The sequence below is a fragment of the Saccharothrix sabaoui genome (assembly GCF_051756985.1).
Lineage (GTDB): Bacteria > Actinomycetota > Actinomycetes > Mycobacteriales > Pseudonocardiaceae > Actinosynnema.
This window is the reverse complement of record NZ_JBPKJK010000161.1, coordinates 1-20,079: the sequence shown is the minus strand read 5'-3', so window position 1 is coordinate 20,079 and position 20,079 is coordinate 1. Positions and strand designations below refer to the sequence as shown.

The window sequence follows — 20,079 nt, the reverse complement described above, 5'->3', positions numbered from 1 at the left end:
AACACCGTGTCCCTCGTCGACATCGACACGCGCGTCAGCACCGGCCACGACGCCACCACGTTCACCGCCACGGTCGGCATCGAGAGATCGGCCGCTGACGTTCCCGACACCGACGGCGGAAACCCAGGTCAGGAACTGGAAGACCGGGCAGTGCGGCTCAAGCGCCTGATCAACACAGCGCCCACCTACACCGCGGCCTTGTCCTGGTGGACCGGCTTTGCCGTGCGCAGGACAGCGCGCGTGCCCGACACGCGTCGTGAGGTGAACCCGTTGGAGGCCAAGCTGCTCGATGTCCCGCGCGGTACTCGCGTCACCGTGCGCGACGGCTTTCTGGTGCCCGCCACGGGTGATCCAGCCGTTCGCCTGGCCGCGGTGACGGCACTGGTGTACGAGCCGGCGTTGGGCCTGGGCATCGACGGGCAAGCCGTGCTGCGGCAGGGCGGCGTCGCGTTGGGTGAGTTGCTCGGTGCGGCGGTGCAGCGTGCCACCCAATTCACCGTCCGTGTCGATGGACCGCCGCACGCTGATGCCCCGGCGTTGTACTCGCAGGCACGTCTGCTCGTGGCGGGACGTCCGGTCGCGGTGGTGACCGAGACGACCTACTGGTGGCCACTGCTGCGGCGGGCACCCGCCACCGTGCCGCAGTACACCCAGGCTTCCCCGTGGACGGCGCGGTCGTGACCACGCTGCTCTGGAGCTGAGCATGATGTGCGCCGCACACCTAGTGACAGCGCCGTTGGTGGCTGCTGATCGGCGCAGCGTCGAGGCGATGCTGGACCGGTGCTCCGACTGCACCGTGCTGGACCGGTGCGGCGGAGGTTCCCCGGACACCGCCCGCCTCTACCTGCGGTCGCTGCCCGACCGGTCCCGGCAGACCACCGTGGCCGGTTGGCATGGTCATCTGCTCGTCGGGATGGCCACCGCAGTGCACGACGACGACGGCAGTGAGCTGGCGATCCTGGTCGAGGATGCCTGGCAGCGCCGAGGGGTCGGCACGGCGCTGATGAGCCGGTTGCTGGCCGACACCGCAGGGCGATTGGCCGTGCGTGCGCAGGTAGCCGTCACCAACACCGCTGCTCTTGCCCTGCTGCGTCGCGTCGCCCCGACGGCGCGTCTCGGCGCGCCCGACGCGGGCGTGATCGAGGTCGAGTTCACCCACGCCCCCCATGACCGCATGAGGAGCACGTCGTGGCAGCCGACCGGTCCAGGCGCACGCCCGAACGCATGATCACACAGAACGCCTATCTCCGCCCGCACGGGATCTTCACCTTCTCCATCCCGGCACTGGTGGGCAGGTTCGACGACGGAACCCCTTACGTCACGTGCCCGGCAGCCGGTGTCTGTGCGGCCGTGTGCTACGCCCGCACGGGCACGTTCCGCTTCCCGAAGGTGCTGGCCAAACACCAACGCAACCTTCTGCGGATCAAGAACGACCTTCCACAGTGGAAGGATGACATGCTCGCGGAACTCGCCGCGCCGCGTCTGCGCGGAGGCAAGTACCTCAGAGTTCACGATGCCGGCGACTTCTTCAGCGACCTCTACCTGGCGGCCTGGCTGGACATCGCCCGCGCCACGCCGGATGTGACGTTCTACTCGTATACCAAGGAAGTAGCACGGTTCAAGAGGTTGGTGGAGCCGGACCCACCTGCGAACTGGCTGTGGGTCTACTCCTATGGAGGGAAGGAAGACCACCTCATCGAATCGGGCGACCGGGTCGCGGACGTGTTCCCCAGCGAGGAAGCGATCACCGCCGCGGGCTTCCACTCCAATGCCGCATCGGACCTGTTGGCGGTGCTCGGACCCTCACCGGTCGGCATGACCCAGAACAACCACCCGCACCTGCGTCGCCGCATCGGCGACAGGACCTTCCGGGAGTGGCAGGCGCAGAAGTCGGCACACCGACTGGGCCCTGGCCGACTGGGGGCGCGACCTCACTGGCTACACGTCGCGCAGCCTGGGCTACCGGCACATCCGGAACTCGATCCGACCGCGGAGCGCAGCGATGACCGGTGACCCGTCCGGGACGGCCCGACCCGCCTCCGCGCCCGCGACTGGTGGTCGCGACTCCTACCTGGAGCGCTGCCTGCGGGTGCTGGAGGCCATCGCTCCCCAACCTGCACCGTTGACCTTGGCCCGGATCAGCGAACTCGGCGGCCTTCCGCTGAGCACGGTCCACCGTCTCGTCCGCACCTTGGAGGACTGCGGTGCCGTGGAACGGGTGGGCCGCCGATACCGGATCGGCGGGCGACTGGTGGCGATCACCGCTCACGTCACATCCGAGCGGCTCGGCCGAAGGAGCTGACCGGCTGTCGCGCGATTGCTTCGACGACTTCGCCTTGACGCGCTCATGGTGGACGGGGTGTGCGGGAACCGGCCTTGAGTTCCCGCACACCCCGTCTTTTCGACACATGAAATATGTCGCCAGTGCGAGCGGTCGATTGTCCGTCTACGCCCCCACGGCTCGACGAACAATCAACCGCCCGCATCCCTGACGGTGCGCATCCCCGACTGCGCACCGACCACATCATGGCACGTCAAGAGCTTGTCCGCATCGCATAAGAGTCGAGTCAGGAGGTTTTCATTCAGCGACAACCCTTTTCCCGATCTACGGGAAAAACGCTTCTCGCGAGCGGGTGGGGGGTTATGGTGCCTGTATCGCGCCGCGCATCCGGGATTGTGGCGAAGTAGCGCCGCGATGTTCACAGGGGGTTTCATGTGCGCTTTCATCACGAGGCTGTCGGCCGTCCGGAGGGCGGATCATGGCCGGTGATCTGCTGTGGCAGTTGATGGCAGGAAAGAATCACCGCGCTGCCCGCGCCCGCTGGAACGCGAAACGCACCGGGAAGACCACTCGGGCGGACGACGCGGCGGTCGCCGCTGGCGACAGGCCAGGACATGCGGCCACCGGACCAATGGCACCGCCGGTGGATGCTCGACACCGGCCGCCCCCATGGACGGCCACGACACCCGGCAGTCCCGCACCAACCTGGCCAGTGCCGGTGCCCGGTGTCGCTCCACAGTGGGGGCCACCGTCCCCACAGTCGTCAGGGCCGTCCCCGACGCCGCAGGCCGATACCACGCTGGCACGACGCTCACCCTCGCCGCGCCGGACCGCCTTCGACGTGGTCGACGGTGTCCGCGAACCGTGGTGGACGCGGGCGCGGCGACTGGTGGCGCTGACCGCGATCACGGTGCTCACGGTCCTGGGTGCGGTCGATGTGACCGTCACCGTGGCGGGGTGGCTGCGCCCGTCGACGTCGACCTCGACCTCCGGTGTTGCCGATGAGGTGATTGATGGGGTCGCCGAGGGTGTGGCGGTGGACTATCTGTCGTGGGATGCCCGGGAACGGGAGCGTCGCGAGCAGGTGCTGCGGCGGTGGGCGTTGCCGGGGCGCGAGGTCGACGGTTGGGACGGGCACGGGCGTCAGTCCGCCGACAGCGCCACCGTGCTCGGCCGTGTCAGACAAGGCGACGAGCAGGCCGTGGTGACCGTGCGGGCACGGGTCGTGCCCTACGCTCCGGACGAGGACCCGGAGTCGTCGGAACAGACACCGACGCCACCGCCCCCCGAGCAGTCCGGTTCTTCATCGCCCACCGCCGGCTCCGGTATCCCGGCTGCGGAGCCCGCACCGACGGACCTTCCGGGTTGGCGGGCCTACCCGGCGCGTTGGCTGGTCGTCGCGATACCCCTCGCAGAGCACGACGGCCACCTGCTCTTGACCGCGCCTCCGGCCCTGATCGGCGAGCCCGGCACCGCGGCCCCCGAATCCGTGCCCCCAGATCAGACGGTGTCCGACGACCGGTTCACCCGCGACACCCGCGCGGCCGTGCAGAGCTTCATGGACGCCTTCGCCACCGGCGACCTCGACTTCGTCCGGGCCCCGCGCGCACGGATCGCCTCCCTCCAGCGCGCGGCGACGCTCGTGGAGTTGCGGCAGTGGCGGGGCATGCAGGCACCGCCGGGTGCGCCGCCCGACCAGCGCGTGGGTGTGGCGACGGCGGTGTGGCGCGTGGCGGAGAACGCCGGGCAGTTGACCTGTACCTACCGCTTGAGCCTGCACCGCCAGGACGACCGCTGGCTGTTGGCGGGCATCGACATCGACACCGGGAAAGCACCGTGATGAACACCGCGACGACCATCGTGAGCGCGCTGGAACTGGCGCAGACCCAACCGTTGCAACAGGTGAACCTGGACGGCATCAAGCAGGCGATCTTCACGTTGCTGGGCGTGCTGCTGATGATCGTGCTGGGCGTGCGGGCCTTCTGGTCGTACATGGAGGACAAGCCGGGCAGGATGATGGCGCAGATCCTGGGTGCCATGGCGTGCGGGGTGTTCATCTTCTTCCCGGACACCGCCGAGAACATCCTCAAGGGCGTCATCCAGTCGGTGTTCGGGGGCACGACATGAGGCTGCCCACCGACACCGTCCACTTGAAACTCCAGACCCGCCAATACGAGCTGTTCGGCCGGTCCCTGGGCCGTGGTGTGGAACGGCGAATCCTGTTGATCGGGGCGGTCAGCGTCGCCCTGTGGTGGGCGGTGTTGCTCCTGCTGGGCATGCCGATCCTGCACCGCCTCTCGCCACTGGTGTTCCTCGTGCCGCCGGTGGTGTTCGTGCTCTACGGCACACGGCGCGACGACACCGGCCGGATGATGCTCGCCGCCTGGCGCGACTGGGCGCAGTTCCGGATGCCGCCCCGCAGGGCGGCGATCGGCAACCCGCTGCTGGACATCACCGGCCACCGGCCCCATGCGATTCGACTGCTGGTCACCACCCGCCTCGTCACCTCGACACCCGACGCCGGAAAGAAAGGTGGCGCAGCATGACGCGCAGGACACGACATGCGGCACGCCGGATCACCGGCCCGCCCGTCGCGCCACTGCTGATCCTGGACGGCATCGAGGTCACCGACGACGCGGTGTGGACGTGGGCGCAGGTCCCTGACGGCTCCACCGAACTGATGGAGGACGGCGAGTTGGAGTCCGCGACCTGGGCCACGGCCGCCGCGATGCACACACTGCTGCCGGTCGACGCCGAGTACCACCTCAAGATCATGTGGACGCGGTACTCCGACGAGGACTACCGCGAAAGCTGGAAGTCCACGTCCGGGGTCCGCGCGCCGGGTGCGGACTACTACATCGAGCTGGGCGCACACCGCATCGCCCGCAACAGCGACGTGGGGCACTTCCGCCGCCGAATCGTGCTGCTCGGCGTCCGCTGGCCCACCCGCAACACCACCTCGCCCTGGGAACGCCGCCGACAGACGGTCGCCGCCCAGCTCCGCTCCCGGGCCGGGATGCTGCGCGACGCCCACGACCGCGTCGAGGAACTGCGGCCCACCGTGAAGCGGTGGTTCGGCCAGGTGCGCGACAGCCCTCTTCGCGGTGCCCCGGCGCCAGCTGCGACGATCGCCTGGGCCTACGCCCGTGAGCTGCGCCGCACCGCCGACCTCGCCCCGGTCGACGACGGCGAGCTGTCCGGCGCGCGGCTGGTGTCGCTGATGCACGGCGCGGTCGTCCCCAGCCCCGACGGCGGCCACGTGACCACCAGGGACGCCGCCACCGGCGCCACCCGGCAGGTGGCGGTGCTGGTGCCCGCGGTCAACGGCTTCCCGGCCGACGAGCTGGAGATCCCCGGCGGGGAGTGGCTGGCCTTGTTGACCGAGCTGACCGACGTGGAGGCGTCGGTGCGCGGGGTCAACCACGGCCGCACCGGGTCGCTGGCGCTGCTGCGCACCGGCCGCAAGTGGACCCGGTCGCAGTCGCTGGAGGCCGGTGAGGCGGGCACCGTCCCGCCGGAGGAGATCGACGAGGCCGAACTCGCCCTCGCCGAACGCGACCGGGAGGTGCGGCGGCGCGTCGACGTGCTGGCGACCTCGCACCCGCGGTGGGTGGTGCACGCCGAGACCGTCGAGGAGCTGACCGACCGCATCGAGGCGCTGCGCCGCCGCTACACCGGCATCGTCGCCTTGGAGTTGGCGCCCAGCATCCAGGACCTGTTGTGGAAGGAGCTGCTGCCGGGCGACCGGGTGCGGGTGCCGGAGTTCGGGCAGGTCCAGCCGATGCGCACGCTGGCCGGCTCGTGGTTTCACGGCGGCTCGGCGGTCGGCGACGCCAGCGGTCCCTACATCGGCGGCAACCTCGGCGCGACGCCCGGACCGGTGCGGCTGCACCTGGTCTCGCGCACCGCCGACGACCGGCGGATGCCCACGACGATGTCGTTCACCGGCCGCTCGGGCTCCGGCAAGTCGACAGCGGTGATGCTGACGGTGCTCGCCGCGTTGGCCGAGGGCGCCTGGTGCCTGCTGGCCGACCCCAAGGGCGACCTGGCCGGCATCGTGGAGGTCGCCGACCGCGTCCTGGGTGTCCCGGTGCAGGTCGTCGACGTCACCGCGGCGGACGCGGCCGGGTCGATGGACCCGATGCGGTGGGCGCCCACCGCCGACGAGGCCCGCGCCCTGACTCTCGATGCCCTGCTGGGCGTGCTCAGCGGCGAGGACCGGCGAGGCACCGAGGCGGTGCTGGAGTCCGCGATCGACCGGGTCTTGGCCCGCCCCCGGGAGCTGTGGTCGGCCACCGCGGTGATCGGCGAACTCGTCGCCACCCCCGGCGACACGCAGGCCGCGCAGGCGGCGCGGACGCTGGGCGAGACGCTGTCGGTGCGCTCCCGTCAGTCCGACGTGCGCGCCGTGCTGGGCACCCCGGCGTCCGGTGCCGCGCCGATGCTGTCCGGCCGCGGTCTGGTCTACCTACGTCTGGACGGCCTGGGCTTGCCGCAGCCCGGCAGCGTGGCGGAGCAGTGGACGGTGTCGCAGCGCTGCGCCATGACCACCTTCCGGACCTCCACGGCCTACGCGCTGATGCAATCGCGCCACGTACGGGAGCTGATCAAGTTGGTCGCGTTGACCGAGCTGCACCGCATCACCGCCTACCCGGAAGGTCGGTCGCTGGTGCAGTGGCTGGCCCGCACCGGGCGCGCGCTCAAGACCTACCTGCTGCTGGACTCCCAATCAGCGGTCGAGATGGCCGCCATCGAGGGCCTGGTCGAGCAGTTGGTCATGAGCGCGGCGTTCGAGGCGTTGGGCCAGGAGGAACAGCGCGCCCAGGCCGTGCTGCTGCACCGGCCCGACGCCGGTCCGCGGTTGCGTCAGGCGCAGGGCATGTTGGGGCCGGGCGAGTGCGTGATGCGCGATCGGCACAACCGGCTCGGGCTGGTGGCCTTCGACCGGCTGACGGAGTGGATCGCCGACACCCTGTCCACCGACGCGGCCGAGGATTCCGCCGACCTCTACGCCTACGACACCGACGGCGAACAGAGCGGAAGCGAGTCCCCGGATGCCCGCCTGGTCGCGGCGTCGGCTGACGCCGCGAAGTCCGACAACGCGGCGGCGGAGGACGCGGTCGGTGAACAGCAGCAAGCCGATTACCAGGAGCGTGCCCGGTGATCGCCACCTCGCCGTTGGGGCCGTCAGCTGCCCAGCGCCGCGCTGGCCTGATCGCGTCGGTGGTGTCCGCAGCGGCACTGGCGGGCCTGACGACCATCGCCGTGTCGTGGCCCGAGTCGATGTCCTCGGCAGACGCGGTGCCACTGGATCTCGGTGATCCGGTCTCGGTCGCGCTGGCCTTCGCGCAGCGCCACCAGGCACTGGACCCGGACGCCTGCTGGCTCGCAACACCACGGTGGCGTGCTCAGCTCGGCCGCGCAGCGCGCTGCCTGCCCGCCGGTCACCGGCCACGACCGGAGGTCCGGCTGCTCGGGGAGAGCAGGTCCGCCGGGTCCGTTGCCGCGGTGGTCGAAGTCCGTGCGCAAGGCGACGCACCCCGGCAGGTCACGGTCGGCTTGGCCCTGGTTGACGACGGGTGGTTGGTCGACTCGATGGCACCTGAGCCCGTGGAGGAGCCATGAAGGGACATGTTCTCGCTCGACTGGCCGGCTTCGGGCGCGACAGGGGCTCGCAGGCGCTGCTGGTGGTAAGCCTGGTGCGCGAACGCGCCCCGCGCCCGCTGCGGTGGCTGTGGAACCGACCCGAGCGGATGATGACCCTGGCCTGGCTGGTCGGGCTGCTCGTCGCCGGCCACGCGCGCAGCGCGGTGGCCGACGATGTGATCACCGGCCCGGACCTGGCCGGTGGCGGCCCGAAGACGCTGTTCGAGACGTACTCGTTCTACGACTACGCCATCACGGTCAAACCGGATGACTCGGCATCGGGCTGGCTGGATCTGGCATTGCCCGTGTACCAGATCATCGGCGTGATCACGCTGCTGCTGATGTGGCTCGTGCTCGGCGTGCTGGAAGGCGCGCTGACGCTGCTGGAGTGGCTGCTCAACCTCACCCTCTACGCCGAGTCCAGCAATAAGATCGACCAAGCAGTGAATATGGTCGCCTACCACGTGTTCTGGCCGTTGATCATGGCCACCGTGGCGATCGGCGCGGTCATGACCTACGCCCGATGGCGCGGCGAGGGCCGAGGCTTCGCCACCGACCTGGGCTGGGTCATCGCCACCGCCGCGACCGCCATGCTGTTCGCCTCAGGCCCCTCCACCGTGATGACCACCGTGGACGGGGCCCGGCAGCAGATCGCCGACGGGGTCATCGCCGGATCGACCCAGTTCGTGACCACCACGAACAACCCGACCGGATTTCCCGCCCCGGCGATCGCCGACGCAAGTCCGCACGCGGGTACCCGCCGACTGGTCGACAGCATGTGGTCCAACTTCGGTGCCACACCATGGTGCCTGGCGCACTTCGGTTCCCTTGACGTGTGCGGCAAGGCCGGTCACCACGCGCTGGCTAATGACGACACGTGGAAGCGATGGATGGAGATCCTCGACGACCAGGGCTCGGTCGAGGAGTTCGGCGCCTACGGCGACTACATCCGCGGCCAGGACCCGGCACGGCTGGGCATCGTGCTGCTGCTCGCGCTATTGGTGATGCCCCTGGCGTTGCTGTTGGTGCGCTTAATCGTGGCCGGACTCAACGCGTCGGTTGGACTGCTGCTCGCCTTGGTGGCGGGACTGGTATTCCTGACGTTGTGGCCCATACCCGGCTGGCCTCGCGCGGCCGGTACCCGCTACGTGATTTACACCTTCGGCCGAAGCCTGCAAGCGCTGACCATCACCACGACGGTGTCCGGCGTGACCGTCACCTCCACCGTCATCGTCACCCTCGCCGGTCAGCACGGCTTCTTCATCGTCACGGTGCTCAACATCGCCCTGCTGACCTCGGCGGTGCAGATGCAGTCCTGGGTGGACTCGCTGACCGGCGGCGAAGGAGCCCGCACGATGGGCGTCGGCTCGGCGTTGATCGCGCGGTCGGTGGCGCGGACAGCGTTCAAGGCCGTCGGCGGTATCGCCCGCGTCGCCGCCGGAGCAGCGCGAGTGGCCGGTGGAGCAGCGGTCGGCGGAGTCGGCCTGGCCGTCGCCGCGACCCGCACCGCGGGCAACCAGCTCAGATCGACGGCGACCAAGGCAGCGGACATCGACCGCGGACCGGTGCAGGCCACCGCCACCCGCATCACCCCGTCCACCGACGTGCAGCCCTACGGGCCGGGGCGAGATGGACGGCGGGCACGCCCGCACGGGACCGGTGCGACCACCTCGATTACTGCCGGACCTGCCCTGGCAGTAAGGGAGAAGCCTGTCCCGCGTCCCGATCCCGAGGCACGCAGGGGTGCGACATTCGACGCCGAACAGGCCACCGCGGTCGGCCCACGCCGTTGGATTGCACCACCCGGCGGAACCGGCACCACGCAAGCGGTCGGTGACACGCGTCGGGTGTGGGTCGTTCCGCCCGGCGGGCGGGGACTCGCACCGCCCGACAAGACCCCGCCGCCCCCCGCCCGCAACCGCCGGGGCGTCCACCGGATCACCACGGCACGACCACGACCCGCGCGACGCCTGACGCGCTCCCCAGAGCAGGGCGGCTCGGATCCGGCACCGCCGACACCGCCGCGCCACACACCCGGACAGCGACGTAGCGACACCGAGTCCGGCTGATCAACGAAGGGAGGAGCACAGGTGACACGCTTCGACGCGCACCATGACGACTCCGAGCCCCATGAGGCCGCGATCCCCGCGGCCGAACAGCCCGAGGGCGATGCCGATCGTCCATCACGAGTCGCCCGCGAGGTGAGCCGCGCGCTCTGGGGACGTGACCTGCTCGGTCCCCGACCGGGATGGTGGCTGTGGGGCGCGAAGGCCCGAGCCCGCGCGCACCGACGTCGCGAGCTGCGCGAGGCTGGTGCGCAGCGCCGCGCCGAGCTGCACCACCAGTTCACCCGAGGACACGCCCGGGGCGTGGGCGACGTTCGCATGCCGTGGCGGCCCGTGCCGATCCGCCGCAACATCGCCGCCATCACCGGCGTGATCACCGTGATCGCCGCGGTGGTGGGTCTTGCGTGGTCGGCGGACGGGCCGGGCACTGCGGGCAGCGCACCGAGGCAGCCCAGTGAACCGGCGTCGACACCCACCGGGGCCGCGTCCGCCACTTCGATGCCGGTGGTTCAGCCCTCGGGTGCCGCGTCGGCTGCATCGTCGTTGCCAGAACAACCGCCAATCCCGGCATCGGGGGTCGCACCGACAGTGGTCCAACCCCGGACCGGGACGGATCCGGCGACGATCGTCGCCGCCGCCGCTCCCGAAGGACCACCGGCACGTCAGGAACTGGCCGGTCCGGAGAGCGCAGCACGTGCGTGGCTGGCCCGCTGGTGCCCCTTCACCACCACCCACGACCAGTTCGGTGACGCCGAAAAGCGAGCCCGAACGATAATGACCGCTGACGCGTGGTCGCTGTTCGACCCCGCGGGCGATGACCGCGCCGCGCACAGTTGGCAACAGGCCACCGCCGCCGGGGAGTCCGGGACCTGCTCCGCGCCGGTCGCTCAGATCGTGCCCAGCGCGCCCCGAACCTCGGAGCGGGTCGTGGTGCGGGTGACCGCCGACCGGGTTGTCACCACCGCTGGGGGCACTCGGTACGTGGAGTCGGTCTCCTCCACCCGGGTCATGTTGCGGCAGGGCGACGGCACCTGGCGGGTCGACTTGGCCGCCGTGGGCGGCTGAGGGCGATGGTCAAAGGCATCCTCGGCGGCGCAGCCGCCCTGTTCAGCGTGCTGCTGCTGGTCGCGCTGCTCAGCACCGGCGCCCAAGAGGCGACAGCGGCCCCACCACGTGGCGGCTGCACGGTCACCGCCCCGCCGGCCGACCAACCAACCGGGCAGGCAACCGCTCCCGGTGGGCAGCAGCAGGCCACCCTGAGCGCCGACCAGATGGCGGTCGCCCGCACCATCGTCGCCGTCGGCAAGGGACTCGGCATCACCCGGCGCGGCACCGCGATCGCCCTGGCCACGGCCATGCAGGAATCCACCCTGAACCCCGACGCGGTCTCCGGACGCAGCCTCGGGTTGTTCCAGCAGCAGGGCGAGCTGTACGCGAACGTCAACCGGGCCGACCCGGCTGACACCTCTCGCGCGTTCTACGAGCAGCTGTTGGCCCGCGTTCCGAATTACAACGACCCGACCGTCGCGCTGGCCGACGCGGCGCAGACAGTGCAGGCATCCGGTGCCGGAGGCTCCTGGTATGCCCGGTGGGACGGGTGGGCCACCGCGCTGGCCGCCCAGCTCTACGACGGCACCCCCGCGCAAGGCGGCACCGGTGGCGGCATCGTCTGCGCGCCGGGCGGCGGCTCGGGACCGATCCGCGTCATGGTCAGTGGCACCACCATCACTTTGCCCGCCGAAGCCGGGATCCTCGGCACCCTCACCATGCCCAACGAACGAGTCACCACGGTCGTGGCCTCGGCGCTGAGCTACCTGGGCACCCGCTACTCCTGGGGCGGCGGCAACGCAGGCGGCCCCACCGTCGGCATCCGCGACGGCGGCGTCGCCGACGCCCACGGCGACTTCGAGAACGTCGGCTTCGACTGCTCCGGCCTGATGGTCTACGCCTTCGCCCAGATCGGCGTCACCCTGCCACGGGTCTCCCAGCATCAGCAGCAGTTCGGCCGCTCCCTGCCCTGGGAGCAAGCTCAACCCGGAGACATGCTGTTCTGGGGACGCCCGGCCACCCACGTGGCGCTCTACCTGGGCACGCTCAACGGCGTCCACTACATGGTCGAGGCACCCCAGAGCGGCGACGTCGTCAAAGTCAGCCTCGTGCGCACCCGCGTCACGGGATTCGACTCGTCCGCGGTGCGCGCATGGTGATCCCCGGAAGGCACCGCACCACGCTGGAACAACGCCGGCGCCGTGCGGCAGGTCTGCTGCTCGCCCTGACCGGTGCGATCGCGGCCGTGTGGTTGGCCGCAGGGCTGCTCTCCGTGGTCGACGGGCAGGGATGGCGCCCACCCCGGCTCCAACTGCACTCGCCGACGGGCGGTGACGGCGGACTTCTGGGCCTGCCGACCTACCTGCCCCAGTCCTCAAACGCCAGCCCCGACCCGACCGCGACGTCGACAACGGGCATCCCGGCTACGGACCCGACCACGACGCCGGACGAGAACGGATCGCGGTGGCCGGTCACCATCCGGTGGCCGGTGCGCCCGCTGTGGGCGTTCACCGTCGCCCTGCCGCTATGGGCCGCGTGGCTCGCGTTCGTGGTCGCACCCGTGGCCGGATACCGCCGCGAAGGACTGGCCAGCACCCGCGAGGTGCGGCGCACGCTCGGCCGCCGACAGGCCCGCCGCAAAGGCTCTGTGACCTGGCCACGAAGCCGATGGTGGACCCGCCTGACCATGCCCACCACCGCGTTCGGCTACCGACTGGGCCGACCACTGCGCCCATGGGCACCGTGGGTGCCGCTGTGGGCGCACTTCGAGCACAACATCCGCATCCTCGGCCGCACCGGCTGGGGCAAAACCCTGCGCGTGCTGATCCCGATCATCCGCGACCTGCCCGGCGCGGCACTGGTGCTCAGCATCGAACCCGCGGTGTTCACCCACACCGTGCTGGCCCGCCGCCACCGCCCCGCACGCCCGATGCGGGCACCGCTGCGATGGCTGCCGCGCCACCGGCGGATGCGCGAGTACCCGGTCGCAGCAGCGGACTTCTCCGACCCGGCCCACCGGTTCACCGCCGGATTTCCGCAGGTGCGGTGGAACCCGATCGACGGTTGTGCGGACTTCGCCGTGGCCACCCGACGCGCCCACGCCCTGGTCGCCGGCTCCGACACCGCGGGCACCCAACGACGCGGCAGCGAGGACGACGTGTTCTTCCGCAACTCCGCCAGCGAGGTCCTGGCCGCCTGGCTCTATGCGGCGGCGCTGGGCGGCTACGGCCTCGACGAGATCATCCAGTGGCTGTCCGACACCCAGCACACCACCCCACGCCGGGTACTGGCCGAGCACCCGCACGCCGACCGCACCGCCCTGCTCGCGCTGACCACCCACCTGAGCACCCGATCCGACCGCACCACCTCCGGTGTCGAGCGCTACCTCGCGCTCACCATCAACGCGTTGATCAGCAGCGAAGGCCGCGCGTTCTGCGACGTCGATTCAGGCCAGTCATTCGACATGGCCGGGTTCGTCCGCAAGGGCGGCACCGTCTACGTACTGGCCGACCCCGACCGCGTCCACCGGGTACGCCCGCTGCTGTCGTTGTTCACCGCAGAGATGTTCATCGCCGCCCGCACAGCGGCACTCAGCCATCCTGGGGGCAGGATGCCCGTGCCGTTCGTCGCGGTCCTCGACGAGTTGCGGCACAGCGTCGTGGTGCCCAACCTGCCCTACGTCGGCAACACCATGCGCAAACACGGCATCCACTACCTCTACTCGGTGCAGAGCAGCAGCCAGGAAGACGAACTCTACGGCGCCCAAGCCGACGGCCTGCGCGCCTCGGCCAGCGTCACCATCGTCGGCGGACTGGACATGACCGTCGCCCCCGAACTGACCACCAGAGCCGGCAACGCAGCCCTCGTCGAGCGGGCCCGTGAACGGGGCGGCGACCAGGTCACCCGCGTGGACAGCCTCCCGGTCTCCGAGCAGCAGCGCCTGGCCGACGGCCACGCCGTCGTCGCCCCACGCGGCAGTGGCCTGTTCATCGCCTCCGCACCCACGATCCACCAACGCCGCCGGCTGCACCGCCGCATCCACCGCGAGGTCGACGCCGTCGACGCGATCGTGCGCGAAGCACGCAGCCGTGAACACAGCCGCGCCCGAGCAGCCAAGGACGCAGCCGACGCACGAGCCACCTTCAACCAACCCGGAGGCACCCAGCCGTGACCGGCTACCCGACGGATCCCGCCTCGACAACCCTCGAACCGTCTGCCGAGCAGGACGTGGCGGTGTTGCTGGCCCTGCTGGACGACGAACCCGCTGCGGTGCGACGCACGCCGTGGACGTGGGCGGCCCTGTCGCACGAGGAGGCCGCGGCGCTGCGACGGACCGTGCGGCGGTGGGTGGCCGACTACAACCTGGTGCACGCGGTGTCCAGTCGCGAACTCATCCCCGACTGCTGGCCCCAGCACCCCGGCCTCGCCCACGACCTCGCCGTCATGGTCTGGGTCTACTACGACAGCCACCACGACCGCCGAACCACACCTCTGATGGCAGGCGACTATCACCTGCGCTACCTGCCCGGCTTCCGGTCGCGACTCGATCACCTGCTGGGCAGCGACCCTGCCAGCTGCCGGGCGGGCGAGCATCCCGCCTCCTGGCGCACCAGCCCTGGCGAGACCTTTCGTCCAGTCGATCGTCAGCTTGTGGATGTCGGCGGGGGAAACACCGCGTTGCACTTCTCGTTCGGTTTCACCGCCGACAACGGATCGATGAATGCGTCGTCACCTGCATCAGGCATCCAGTCAGCCGGCTACCGCTGACCGCATCGTCGAGCAGAGGGCATCACTCAACAGGCCCGAGGGTGGCAGGCACTTCCGCAGGTGTCAGCGAGGTTGACCACGGACCACTGAGCCACAGCAGCATCATCGGAACCTGCCTCCGCGATGGTCATTTCTGCCAAGAACATCGGCGAGCGGATAATCTGGACCGTCTCGATTGGTCTCGTTCAGTTCGTCGAGTTGCCGTTGGACGCGTTGGGCGTCGGTGTCTCGGCTTTGTTTCCGGTACAGCTCCAGTGCCTCCCGCCAGACCACGCGGACCTGATCGTGTCCGAGAGCGGCGTGGGGATGACCGAGGTTGTCAAGGGTGTCTGCGATCAGGTAGGTGTTGTCGAGAGTGCGGAACAGGGTGAGGGCCTCTCGGTAATGATCGAGGGCCTGTTGGTGGTCTCCGGTGCGGTGGGCGATGAACCCCAGGCTGTCCAGGACGGACGCCTCGACTTCGAGGTCATGTTGGTGTCGCAGCAGCGTAAGGGCGGCGCCGCAGTGGTCGCGGGCGGTGTCGAAGTCGCCCAGGCGCGCGGCGTACCAGCCCACCGCATTGAGCGCGATGGCTTCCCGCACCGGATGGCCGAGGGTGCGATGGAGAGCGAGGGCGTGTCGGGCGTGGTTGAGAGCCTGCCGGTCGTCCCCTCGCCGTTCCCAGGCGAGTGCGAGCATCTGGTGGGTGTGTGCCTGTTCGGTGGGATCGCGGTGGCGCACGGCTTGGTCGAGGGCGCGGTTGAGGTGTCCGGCGGCCTCCTCGTGCAGGCCCAACAGCGAGCAGACATTGCCGAGGAGTCGGTGAGTGCGACTGCGGGTGGTGGGCTCGGACAGGTGTTCGGCGGCGTCCAGCGCCATCCGCCACGAGGCGAGCGCATCGCGCAGATGCCCCCGCCGGCGGAAGAAAGTCTCCAGCGTCCAGGCGAAGTGCCAGACGATGTGGTGGTGACCAAGGGCGACTGCGGTGCTTTGGGCGGCGAGGAGGGTGGCGTGTTCGGCCTCCAGCCAGGCCGTCGCGGCTGCGGCGTCGGGCAGCGGGTGCGGGCGGACGCCGGGCGTGGGTGGGTCGGGCCGTACGGGCTGGCGGTGGGGAGCGAGGAGGCGGTCGGCGGTGCGGGCAGTGTGCAGGTGGAAGTCCACCACCCGTACCAGGGCTGTCTCTCGTACGTTGTCGGGCAGGCCGTGGGCAGTGGTGGCCGCGTAGTCGCGGACCAGGTCGTGCATCGCGTACCGGCCACGCGGCCGTCGTTCAATCAGAGACGCCTCCTCCAGAGCAGAGAGGGCCTTTCGCGCGCGGGCCGGGGACAAGCCGGTGAGGGAGACCACGGCCGGCAGGGTGGTGTCGGTTCCGGGAGCGATGCCCAACAGCCCGAACACGGCGCGCTGCGTGTCGGTGAGTTGGCGTAGGGACCAGGACAGCACCTTGGGCAGGCTCGCTGCGGGGTCGGTGTCGTGGTCGAGTGTCTCAAGTCCCAGTTCGCGCAGTTCCGCGGCGGTCTCGGCAAGGGGAATGGCGGGGCGGGTGGCGGCGATGCGGGCGGTGATCGACAGGGCCAGCGGGTAGCCTCCGCACAACTCGATCAGATCCTCGACGGCGTCGGGTTCGGCGGCAACGCGGTCGCTGCCGACGCGCGTGGCCAGCAGGGCGTGTGCCTCGTCCTTGGTGAGGACACCCAGGGTGAGGTGACGGACGCCGTGCCGGTCGATCAGGGAGGCGAGCCGGTGGCGGCCGGTGACCAGCACGGTGCAGGTCGGGCTGCCAGGCAGCAGCGGAACGACCTGATCGGCGGTTGCCGCGTTGTCCAGCACGACCAGCATCCGCCTGCCCGCGACCAGGCTCCGGTACAACGCAGCCTGCGCGTCCAGGTCCGGTGGGATGCGTCTGGGATCGACGCCGAGGGCGTCAAGGAACCCGCGCACCGCCGCCGCCGGGGCTACCGGGTCGCTCGCAGGACTGAACCCCCGCAGATCCACGAATAACTGACCGTCGGGAAAGCGGTGCAGGTTGCGGTGCGCCCAGGCCAACGCCAACCAGGTCTTGCCGATTCCTCCCGCTCCGCCGATCGCCGAGACCATCACCGTCGCACCTACGACGGGTAGTTCGGTGCAGGTCGGTCCCGGCAGGGCGGTGCCCGCGCTAATCGGTGCGGCGGTGGTCAAAGCATGGTCCAGCTCGATCAGGTCTGCTGCCCGCCCAGCGAACAGCCCGGGCGCGGCGGGCAGCTGCCGCGGTATCACCCGCGCCGGTGGAGAAGGTGCCGCGTGCAGGTGCACATCGCCGTGAATTGCGCCGGCTTGCACTACGCCGCCCGCATGACCTGATGCCGTGTTATGCACCTCAAGTCCGTGTCGTGCGCGGGACGCATCAGGCTCTTGGGACTGCTGCGGCTCGGGTGCCACCACCTCGAACACCTCCTCGGCCTGGTCGGCAAGTCGCAGCGTCGCACCGCGGTCACCTGATACCGGCCAGCGCTGGCGAAGTTCACCCGACCGCTCGAACCCGCTCCACAGAGAGACGGGCATCATCGGCGACACCTCACCGCGACCCGCTCGTCGTGAGCGGAGTGCGCTGTCTGTTTGCCTGTTACTGGTCACCGGGATGGGGTTCGATCTCACGGCCTGGTTGTGGCGGTTCGGGGTCGTCGAGGTGAGGTTGGTGATCGGCGGCCGGCTCCAGTGCGCGGCTGGCTCGATCGTGCGCGGGGACCAGTTCCGTGTGACGTTCCTGTCGTTCCCGATCGCGGACGTCCTTGGGCTGATTCGCGCGCAGCTCGACTTCGTTGCGCAGGCCGTCGATGCGCCTGGTGAGGTGGTGGTGTTCGGCGGCGAGGCGTTCGGCGCGGTCCTGCGCGATGGTGAGGGCGTCGAGGTCGCGCTGGTGGGCTCTGGGACGTGCGTGTTCGTGGTCTTTCTCGGCAGCGTTGGCACGAACGAGGGTGTGGTGGCGTTGCTCGGGTGGCCCGGTGCGCTCGTGCAGTCGGGCCGCTTGAGCAGCCAGGTCACGGGCGTGCCCCTGTGCCTGTTCCTCCATCTCGATGTGGCGTTCGACCTGCTTGGATAGCTCGGCGCGGCGTGTGCGGGCCAGCGGGCCGAGGGTGTCGAGGGTGTGTTGCGCGTGGGCGCGGTCGGCCGCTGCGTTCTCCGCGCGATCCAAGGCCGCGCGCCAGCGTGTTTCGAGGTCGTCGGCTTGACGCACCAGCTCGGCCTGCTCGCGGAGCCGGTGTAGGTGCTCGTCGAGCGCCCGCACGGCCGGACCGGCCTGGGCGTCGACCTCGATCCGCAGTTCGTCGGCCTGCCGGCGCGCTTCGTTGAGAGCGCGGTCGAGGGTGGCGAGGCGCTGTTGCCCGTCCGCGAGCAGGCGACGGAGGTGCTCGTCGTCGTGACGGCCGTGTTCGCGCTGCGCCCAGTGCCGTGCCCTCCGCGCTTCGGGCTGTCGAGTTTCCGGCTGGCGGGCGGAAGCACCCGCAGTGGTCTCGGCAGGTTCGGTCTGCTGCTGTGCAGCGCGCTGGAAGGCGGCGGTGGCCAACGCCGAGGGGTTCTTAACCCTCCTGCCGCTGACCTCGGTGGGCGAGATCTGACGCAGCGCGGCGTGCACGTCGACACCGGCTTCGATGGCTTGCTCGATCCGCTGCGCCAGTGCGCCGAACGCGTGCCCACCGGCGACGAGGTCGACGACCTCGGGATGGTCGGGCCACGCCTGACGCAGGTGTTCGAGGGCGATGCGTCGGCGGTGGCGCTCCGCAGCTGCCCGGTCGCTGCCCCGCTGCGCCTTGTCGGCCTCCCACTGGTGGGCGCCGGCGGTGCGCTTGATGAAGTAGGCGGTGAGGCGGGCCGGGTCCTCGACGTTGTCGTGGCCGACCTTGGCCAGCGGGACGCGTGCCAGCAGGGTGCGGGCGTCCAGTCCGCCGACGGCTTGCCGGTCGAGTTGGCGGACGACGGCGTCGAACGTGGAGCTGGTGATGACCGCTTCGGCCAGTTCGGGGCGTGCGGTCCAGGTCTCGCGCACCAGGTCGGCGACCTGGTCGCGCATGAGTTGCCACTGGTGTCGGCGTTCGGCCTGCTCGTGTGCGGCGTCGACGCGGCCGTCGGCGAGGCGTTCGGCGGCGTCGCGCACGGCCCACGCGGTGAACGCCGCGGGGTCGGTAACCGCGTCGGAGGCGACGGTGCGCAGCGGTACCCGGGCCAGCACCTCGCGCACGTCGAGTGCCGAGTTCTCGACCTCGGCCAGGCTTCGGACCACGGTGGTGAACGCGGCGGCGGAGATAAGGCGCTCCACCAGGTCGGGCTCGTGGCGCCACACCTCGCGTAGCAGCGTCGCCGCACGGTCACGCGATCGCTGGTCCCGCTGTGCGCGTTCGGCGCGTGCCTGCTTGGCTTCGGCGCTGTGCTCGGCGCGCTCCTCACGGCGGCGGACGGCTTCGCGTTCGGCTGCTTCGGCGTCGCGGGCGTGCTGCTCGCGGGTCTGGGCGTCGGTGAGGTCGCGGAACTCGGCAAGCCCGAGTTGGACGACGACGGGGACGTCGTCGGGTGAGGTTTCGGTGGCGCGGGCGCGTCGGGCGAGCTTCTCGACGGCGCGTTCCATTCGCTCCGCGCGGGTGCGCGGTTCGGGCCGATCGGTGGCTTCGCGTTCGGTGTCGAGGGCGTCGAGTGGGGCGAAGAGGTGGACCGCGCTGCGGTGGCGGCTGGTGGCGACGTGGGCGGCGGGGTTGTCTGCTCCGGCGGCGTGGAACAGCACCGTGCCGCCGGACCACTCGCCGTCGGGTCCGCGCCACTGATCTCCGACGGTCAGCCCTTCGGACTTGTGCACGGTCATGGCGTAGCCGAGGGAGACCCCGCCGCGGGCGATGTACTCCGGGGTGAGTCTGCCCAGGCGGGTGGTGCGGCCGTCGGCGGCGTCCTCCTGCCATTCGACGGTGAGGGTGCCGTCGTCGGCGATGGCGGTGACGACGGCACGGTAGCCGTTGAGGACATCGGTGTCGGCCAGCGTCCGCCGCTGTACGGCGTTGATGCGCATCAGCACGTGATCGCCGACGTGGAAGCGGATCTCGCCACCCCTGCGCGAGGCGTAGGTGCGGCCGGGGCCGAGTTCGCCGTCGGCCAGGCGCAGGGCCTGAGCGCCGTGGTTGAGCCGGTCGACCATGTCGCGGGTGGCGCTGAGCATGACCAGACCGCGGATCTCGGTGTGCGGATCGGGTGCTCCGACGCGCATCCGCGCCCAGCCGGCGAGCATGGCGGCGGTCGCTTCGGAGGTGGTGTCGGTGGCCACCAGCC

16 protein-coding genes are annotated in these 20,079 nt (G+C 70.5%); 14 read left to right on the top strand and 2 right to left on the bottom strand.

Annotated features, from left to right (window positions below; translation table 11 throughout):
- The 14 genes from ACR807_RS34080 to ACR807_RS34015 form a co-directional block, all read left to right on the top strand.
- Nucleotides 1-681: hypothetical protein (locus ACR807_RS34080; protein ID WP_438925600.1), on the top strand; the 681-nt coding region annotated here is incomplete at its 5' end.
- A gap of 58 nt (nt 682-739) precedes the next feature.
- Nucleotides 740-1,228, top strand: coding sequence for a GNAT family N-acetyltransferase (locus ACR807_RS34075; RefSeq protein ID WP_438925599.1), 489 nt, complete (start codon nt 740-742; stop codon nt 1,226-1,228).
- Entirely contained in the window at nt 1,225-2,013 is a 789-nt protein-coding gene (locus ACR807_RS34070) for a GP88 family protein (protein ID WP_438925601.1), read from the top strand. Before ACR807_RS34075 ends, ACR807_RS34070 begins: the two co-directional genes overlap by 4 nt.
- Entirely contained in the window at nt 2,003-2,302 is a 300-nt protein-coding gene (locus ACR807_RS34065) for a helix-turn-helix domain-containing protein (RefSeq protein ID WP_438925598.1), read from the top strand. Before ACR807_RS34070 ends, ACR807_RS34065 begins: the two co-directional genes overlap by 11 nt.
- A gap of 820 nt (nt 2,303-3,122) precedes the next feature.
- A complete protein-coding gene (locus ACR807_RS34060; RefSeq protein WP_438925597.1) occupies nt 3,123-4,121 on the top strand; it encodes a hypothetical protein in 999 nt (332 codons plus the stop codon).
- Nucleotides 4,118-4,408 (top strand): hypothetical protein, encoded by a 291-nt coding sequence (locus ACR807_RS34055; RefSeq protein ID WP_438925596.1) that lies wholly within the window; start codon nt 4,118-4,120, stop codon nt 4,406-4,408. The genes ACR807_RS34060 and ACR807_RS34055 overlap by 4 nt, the downstream gene beginning before the upstream one ends.
- Complete coding sequence (locus ACR807_RS34050; protein WP_438925595.1) at nt 4,405-4,827, top strand: hypothetical protein; 423 nt, start codon at nt 4,405-4,407, stop codon at nt 4,825-4,827. Before ACR807_RS34055 ends, ACR807_RS34050 begins: the two co-directional genes overlap by 4 nt.
- A complete protein-coding gene (locus ACR807_RS34045; RefSeq protein ID WP_438925594.1) occupies nt 4,824-7,445 on the top strand; it encodes an ATP-binding protein in 2,622 nt (873 codons plus the stop codon). Before ACR807_RS34050 ends, ACR807_RS34045 begins: the two co-directional genes overlap by 4 nt.
- Nucleotides 7,442-7,906 (top strand): hypothetical protein, encoded by a 465-nt coding sequence (locus tag ACR807_RS34040; RefSeq protein WP_438925593.1) that lies wholly within the window; start codon nt 7,442-7,444, stop codon nt 7,904-7,906. The genes ACR807_RS34045 and ACR807_RS34040 overlap by 4 nt, the downstream gene beginning before the upstream one ends.
- On the top strand, nt 7,903-9,996 hold the full coding sequence (locus tag ACR807_RS34035; RefSeq protein WP_438925592.1) for a hypothetical protein: 2,094 nt from the start codon (nt 7,903-7,905) through the stop codon (nt 9,994-9,996). Before ACR807_RS34040 ends, ACR807_RS34035 begins: the two co-directional genes overlap by 4 nt.
- Nucleotides 9,997-10,017: 21 nt before the next feature.
- Nucleotides 10,018-11,058, top strand: coding sequence for a hypothetical protein (locus tag ACR807_RS34030; RefSeq protein WP_438925591.1), 1,041 nt, complete (start codon nt 10,018-10,020; stop codon nt 11,056-11,058).
- Nucleotides 11,059-11,063: 5 nt separating this feature from the next.
- Nucleotides 11,064-12,200 (top strand): C40 family peptidase, encoded by a 1,137-nt coding sequence (locus ACR807_RS34025; protein ID WP_438925590.1) that lies wholly within the window; start codon nt 11,064-11,066, stop codon nt 12,198-12,200.
- A complete protein-coding gene (locus ACR807_RS34020; RefSeq protein WP_438925589.1) occupies nt 12,194-14,212 on the top strand; it encodes a type IV secretory system conjugative DNA transfer family protein in 2,019 nt (672 codons plus the stop codon). The genes ACR807_RS34025 and ACR807_RS34020 overlap by 7 nt, the downstream gene beginning before the upstream one ends.
- Complete coding sequence (locus ACR807_RS34015) at nt 14,209-14,808, top strand: hypothetical protein (protein WP_438925588.1); 600 nt, start codon at nt 14,209-14,211, stop codon at nt 14,806-14,808. The genes ACR807_RS34020 and ACR807_RS34015 overlap by 4 nt, the downstream gene beginning before the upstream one ends.
- A gap of 102 nt (nt 14,809-14,910) precedes the next feature.
- Here ACR807_RS34015 and ACR807_RS34010 read toward each other — a convergent pair whose 3' ends face one another.
- Both ACR807_RS34010 and ACR807_RS34005 read right to left on the bottom strand, forming a co-directional pair.
- Complete coding sequence (locus tag ACR807_RS34010) at nt 14,911-17,334, bottom strand: ATP-binding protein (protein ID WP_438925587.1); 2,424 nt, start codon at nt 17,332-17,334, stop codon at nt 14,911-14,913.
- Nucleotides 17,335-17,392: 58 nt separating this feature from the next.
- Nucleotides 17,393-20,079 (bottom strand): hypothetical protein (locus ACR807_RS34005; protein ID WP_438925586.1); only part of this gene is annotated, 2,687 nt, incomplete at its 5' end.